The 5,649-nt window shown below is 42.3% G+C and carries 8 protein-coding genes and 1 pseudogene; 8 read left to right on the forward strand and 1 reads right to left on the reverse strand.

Annotation, left to right across the window (positions count from 1 at the left end):
- On the reverse strand, positions 1–143 hold a 143-nt coding region (locus tag A3761_RS28805; protein ID WP_197473234.1), incomplete at its 3' end, for a dihydroneopterin aldolase.
- Positions 144–358: 215 nt separating this feature from the next.
- Here A3761_RS28805 and A3761_RS24170 point away from each other — a divergent pair.
- The 8 genes and pseudogenes from A3761_RS24170 to A3761_RS24200 form a co-directional block, all read left to right on the forward strand.
- Positions 359–1,597, forward strand: coding sequence for an HD-GYP domain-containing protein (locus A3761_RS24170; RefSeq protein ID WP_068552916.1), 1,239 nt, complete (start codon positions 359–361; stop codon positions 1,595–1,597).
- A gap of 134 nt (positions 1,598–1,731) precedes the next feature.
- Positions 1,732–1,851, forward strand: a pseudogene (locus tag A3761_RS29120) (prepilin-type N-terminal cleavage/methylation domain-containing protein); the annotation flags it as partial.
- 15 nt (positions 1,852–1,866) lie between these two features.
- A complete protein-coding gene (locus A3761_RS24175) occupies positions 1,867–2,436 on the forward strand; it encodes a GspH/FimT family protein (protein ID WP_231875468.1) in 570 nt (189 codons plus the stop codon).
- The gene (gene pilV / locus A3761_RS24180; protein WP_197469596.1) at positions 2,427–2,978 is read left to right on the forward strand and encodes a type IV pilus modification protein PilV; all 552 of its coding nucleotides are present in this window, start codon (positions 2,427–2,429) and stop codon (positions 2,976–2,978) included. The genes A3761_RS24175 and pilV overlap by 10 nt, the downstream gene beginning before the upstream one ends.
- An 11-nt stretch (positions 2,979–2,989) precedes the next feature.
- Complete coding sequence (locus tag A3761_RS24185) at positions 2,990–4,171, forward strand: PilW family protein (RefSeq protein WP_068514576.1); 1,182 nt, start codon at positions 2,990–2,992, stop codon at positions 4,169–4,171.
- Between the two features lie 26 nt (positions 4,172–4,197).
- A complete protein-coding gene (locus A3761_RS24190) occupies positions 4,198–4,692 on the forward strand; it encodes a PilX N-terminal domain-containing pilus assembly protein (RefSeq protein ID WP_068514572.1) in 495 nt (164 codons plus the stop codon).
- 75 nt (positions 4,693–4,767) lie between these two features.
- Positions 4,768–5,175: a hypothetical protein gene (locus A3761_RS24195; RefSeq protein WP_156490306.1), complete on the forward strand. Its 408-nt coding sequence runs from the start codon at positions 4,768–4,770 to the stop codon at positions 5,173–5,175.
- The coding region (locus A3761_RS24200) for a hypothetical protein (RefSeq protein ID WP_156492091.1) at positions 5,172–5,649 on the forward strand (478 nt) is incomplete at its 3' end. The genes A3761_RS24195 and A3761_RS24200, both read left to right, overlap by 4 nt.

The raw sequence follows: 5,649 nt of genomic DNA on the forward strand, positions 1-5,649 counted from the left end.
TCCAGGCACAGTTTATTTGCAGGATAATGTACTTCCACATTAATAATAATATCTTGTTGCTTTTCCTGTTCCTCAGGATTGAACCCAATATAAGTTCGAAGTCGCAAATTTGTAATATTGATAATCGCGTTATTAACAACCATTAAAAACAGCCTTATATTTCTTATTCCAACCCACCGAGCTTAGACCTAAATCGAAGCAGCGTAAATATCTGGGGATGATATAAACAGAATTTTCAATGCTAAGCTCAATACATCCAAATTGGTCAGATACTATTTTTGCGTCTAAGCTCCATTAAACAGCATAAATAAATTTTTATTCCTAGTAACGTGATTCCTGGTAACTTGCACACTAAGAAATGATTGAATACACACCACCCTCACAAGACAAGACTAAGTCTCTTATCGAAGTAAAGCTCCCTGCTGATTCATTAGAAATAGGCATGCATGTCACTCGTTTAGACAGACCCTGGACTGAAGTACCAGTACTGCTTCAAGGCTTAACTATCGAGACACCAGACCACATCGATTTACTCCGCGAACACTGTGTATTTGTTTATATTGAAATTGAAAAAGAGTTTTGGCTTGAATCAGGTAAAGGCACCGTTGAAGCCAAGGAAGAGAAACAATACCCCGGTTTTCGTGAAGAACTCGAAATCCACGATGAACTACCCAAAGCCAAACTAAGCTATGAAAAAACCAAAGACCATGTCGATGAAGTATTAACAAGCCTGAGCAATGGTGAATCATTTGATATGGATGCTTCGCGTAAAGCGATTCAATCTTGCGTCAGCAGCATTCTAAATAATGCTAACGCCCTACTATGGCTTACACAGGTAAAAGAACAGCACAAGTATACAGCAGAGCATTCGTTGCGCGTCGGTATATTAGCAATTGCCTTCGGGCGTTTCATTGGATTAAAAGAGCACGAGCTAGAAACCATCGGTCTGTGCGGCATGCTACATGATATTGGTAAAACTAAAATACCAGACGACATATTGAACAAACCAGGCCGTCTAACACGCATCGAATATGACATAATGAAACAGCACTCGGTGTATGGCAAAGAACTATTAGACGAACAACAAGGCGTCAACAAACTAATTAAGGATACAGCACACTTTCATCACGAACGTATCGACGGCAAGGGCTACCCAGAAAAACTAAGTGCAGCTTACCTCCATCAGTTTGTACGCATGGTATCAATTGTCGATGTTTATCATGCAATCACAAGTACCCGTTCATACAAAGACGGCTCACCAGCCTTTGATGCTTTAAAAATTCTCTACGCCGAACGAGACAAGCACTTCGACTCCGAGCTGGTTGAAGCGTTTATTCGTATGGTAGGCATTTACCCTCCGGGTACTTTGGTCGAAATGACCAACGGTGAAGTAGGCATCGTCGTATCAGCGAACGCTGACTCTCGTCTGCGCCCTAAAGTTGAACTGGTCATGACAGCCGATAAAAAATTCCGCTCTTCCTACGTAATTAATCTGATTAAAGACCCGATAGACAAGCATGGTAAACCCTATGCTATTAAGGAAGGCATTACGAATGGTACTCACGGTGTAGACGTAAAAGACTATATCTTGCAATAAATTCAGGCGCTTTAAGCAGCCCGAAAATTAGATGTAACGCACAATTTCAATTCCGGAATTACCGTCTATCATTACTATCGACCACTTGTCTCTTTGAGCTTGTTAGTTCTGCTCCTCAACTGTTTAATGACATTATGAAAAAATTATCGAACTCCCAAACATTTATAAATACATCTGTTACACCACAGAAAATACAAGGCTTCACGCTAGTTGAACTGTTGGTCACAGTTGTAATCCTTGGAATCCTACTTGCCATAGGGGTACCGGGTATGAGAGGCAATGTTTTAGACGCCCGTATCACCTCCCAAACGAATGCGACCATTGGTATGCTAGCCTATGGGCGAAGTGAAGCAGCAAAGCGCCCAGGGGGTATAATTACTCTCTGCGCCAGTAAAAGCACCAATACGGGGTCCCCTGCGTGCGACACTAATAACTGGGAAGAAGGCTGGTTTATCATGTCAGATCTAGATGGCGACCAAGTTTTAAACAATTTCAATGAAGATGTAAACGATAACAACATACTAGATCCAGGCGAGGATCTAGATGGTGACGGTCTACTCGATACAGCGAACGACGAGCTGCTCAGAATCGGCGAACAGCTTTCTGGCGACAACACAATGCGTACTCTGGGTTTTCTCAATGCAGGCTTTATTCAGTTTGATTCCAATGGAGTTCCTGGTTCATCAGGCACTATTATCATTTGTGACTCACGCGGTGTAACAGAGGCTAATGCTATTGTTATGAGCGCAATTGGTCATACTCGAGTCGCAAGAGATGAAGAAAGTTCGGCCGATAACATTGTTAACGACCACCGGGGGACAAATATCGTATGTCCATAATAACGAACACTCATTCAAGCCCTTATGGCACCATGAAATATCTAGCTCCGAGCACTCAACGAGGCTTCACACTTATTGAGATCTTAGTAACCATCGTCATCCTATCGATTGGGTTATTGGGTGTTGCCAGCTTACAAATGCAAGGCCTTCGTAACAATCAAAGTGCTTACCTTCGCTCCCAAGCATCCATACTCGTTTATGATATCGCAGATCGTATGCGAGCCAACTCTGTCGCAGCAATTGCTGGAAGATATGATGATTTTGACTCAAGTCAAACAACACCTTCCAATCCTTTATGCAGCACTAGTGTTGCAGGCTGTACCGCTCAAAACCGTGCAGATACAGACTTATTTGAATGGGCCCAGCGACTAAACGGAACCGATGAATCGATAATTTTGTTACCTGATGCGAGGGGTACAATAGCACGTGGTTTAGGCAATTTCTTTACCATTGAAGTTAGCTGGAAAGAATCTCAATGGAATGATGATGAGCAAAACCAACAAGTCACTGATCAAACTTTTTCAGTCAGTTTAGTGCTGTAAGGGAGAAGACAATGAACCAAGATCTCACAGCACGCCACACAAAACCTTTATCTTCGCTAAAAGGAATGGCCGGTTTGAGTTTAATTGAACTAATGATCGCTATGACCATTAGTTCCCTGCTACTCATCGGTGTTACGAGTATTTATTTTAATGCTCGAGAGTCTGATAAATTTATTAGTGAATTATCTCGTATTCAGGAGTCTGGGCGCCATGCACTTAACTTTCTTGCTCAAGATATTCGAATGGCAGGCTATCAAGGCTGTATGAACCCAGACCCTGAAGAAGCATATATCAAGATCAGAGCCCATAACCCCCCAACCTCAGATTTTTTTAGTACCGCACTTTCAGGCTTCGAAGTCCCTTCTGTAGCATGGGCACAAGATGCAAACATCGACCCTGTCACTGGTGTCAGCCGCGGTGACTATTTCAAAGATGAAGACTTTACTAAAGAAGCTTTGATCGGTAGCGACATATTAGTTGTTCAGCGACTAACTACTGACAGTGCCGAGCTCTCTGCAGACATGGTAACGAGTGATGAAGATGTTGTGCTCGTCGATAATGAAATGGAGTTTGAGCAGTTTGATATCGCGGTAATTGCTAACTGCAACAATGCTGATATGTTTCGAATTTCAGAAGACCCGGAAGCGACAGCCACTATTACCCTATCACATGGTCTTATCACAAATTCAGATGACATCTTTATAGGTCCTTATACACGTAATGCTCGAGTAAGGGGTTTTGAATCAACCATATACTTCGTGGCAAACACAGGCAGAACAACTGAAACCGGCGTACCTATAAATGCCCTATTCCGAGCGAAAGACAAAATGGTAAACAAGGCAAACCCTGAGTTTGATGTTGAAGAGCTAATAGAAGGTATCGACAGCATGCAAATCTTATATGGTGAACTAAATAGCGACCCTCAGCATGTTACCGCAGACGGTGAAGTGATTAGCGGCCTTCGTTATGTTACCGCAGACAATGTTACAGACATGAAATATGTAAAAAGCATTCAGCTAGGTCTACTGGTTAGCGGTTCCCGTGAGGTGCTCACGAATAATGACGACGCCACCTATATTTTGCCCGGTGAAGAAATCCAACCCGAGGGCAAGTTCGGTTCAACAGTAACTTATGAGCCAGATAGACGTTTACGCCGTGAGTTCAGCCAAACAATTCAGTTACGAAATCGATAAATAAACGTATAAAAGGTGTATATAGAATGAAGACCTTACAACATCAAAGCTCTCTTAATTTAGCACGCCAAAAAGGCGCAGTACTTGTTGTGAGTTTAATTATTTTATTACTGATGACCCTTATAGGCGTTGCGTCAATGAGCTCTTCCATAATGCAGGAAAAAATGGCATCAAATGCACAAAACAACAACGCGACTTTTCAAGCAGCAGAAAATGCCGTAAGTGGACTGATCAATAAAGTCATCATAGACAAAGACACTACAGAATTAGATGAGGCGATAGGAATCGGCACTATTGGTGAACACACTTCGAGTATTAACTATGCAGTTTCTGGCTCAAAAGCTGCATCCAGCTATAGCATCGGATATATGGGTGTTGTAGCGCTCGCTAAAGGGGGCTCCTTAAACGTAGACGAGAGCTCAACAGAGCTTAAACCGGAGCTATTCGAAGCTTTAGTAGAAGGTGCGGTCGAGGCCACTAGTGCACAAACGGTTATCAGGCAAGGTTTTGAGTACCATTAAACTTATACATGCCTTAAGGCATACAACAGAATTTAGAGTGATGGCCCGAAACAACGAAATAGCCATCAGGAGGCAATGATGAAAAAAATATACGCATTAGGCTTGCTCCTAACCTTTAGTGTACTGTTTAGTGCTCAGGCTCATACTAGTGAGCCAGCACTTACAAAAGATCAGCTACTTAAGTTACAACAAGGGTATACTCCCCCACCTTTGACACATATCACTCAAGGCTATGAGACTGATTCCATTCAATTGAACCGAGGCCTTGATGGAAAAATAAAAAGCATCGAAGCTCGAGCTTGCGCCTCTTGTGACTTACAGCAATATCGTATCACTGAAACAACTCAAGCCTATATTGGGCAAGAAAAAGCCTCTCTTGATGTATTAACCCCCTTCAATGGCAAAAGTGGCGCAATCAGTTACAACATAAAGACCAAAGAGCTCCATCACTTCCGTTTCTTTAATTTGGAGGCAGGCCAATGAGATCATTACAATCCAAACTAGGTCACGGCTTGGCATCTTGCATTATTACGCTTCTATCAGCCAATATTGCACACGCAGACGATACTGAGATTTTATTTGAGTCCAGTGCTTCTAACGAATTAACACCAAACGTCCTGTTTATTCTTGACAACTCAGGCAGTATGTCAAATATGGTTAGTACGGAAACCCCTTACAACCATTCAATTGACTATACTCAGAAAGCTATCGATGACGGTCGAAGCCCCTATTCTGACGCTTACATCTATGCATTCGATAGTTATTTCAACTATCGAGGTACAATTTTAACAAGCCAAAATCACTGCCAAGAAATGACTGACAAGCTTGCAATAGCAGGACAGTATACTGCTGCAAAAGTCGCTGGCTTTAATACCCGCAGAAATGCTTGGCGTAATCTTTTCAGTCGTCGCAGTAGTTCCAATACAAATATTATCGAGTGTAAAGATGATCGAGGTG

The organism is Oleiphilus sp. HI0123, from assembly GCF_001635315.1.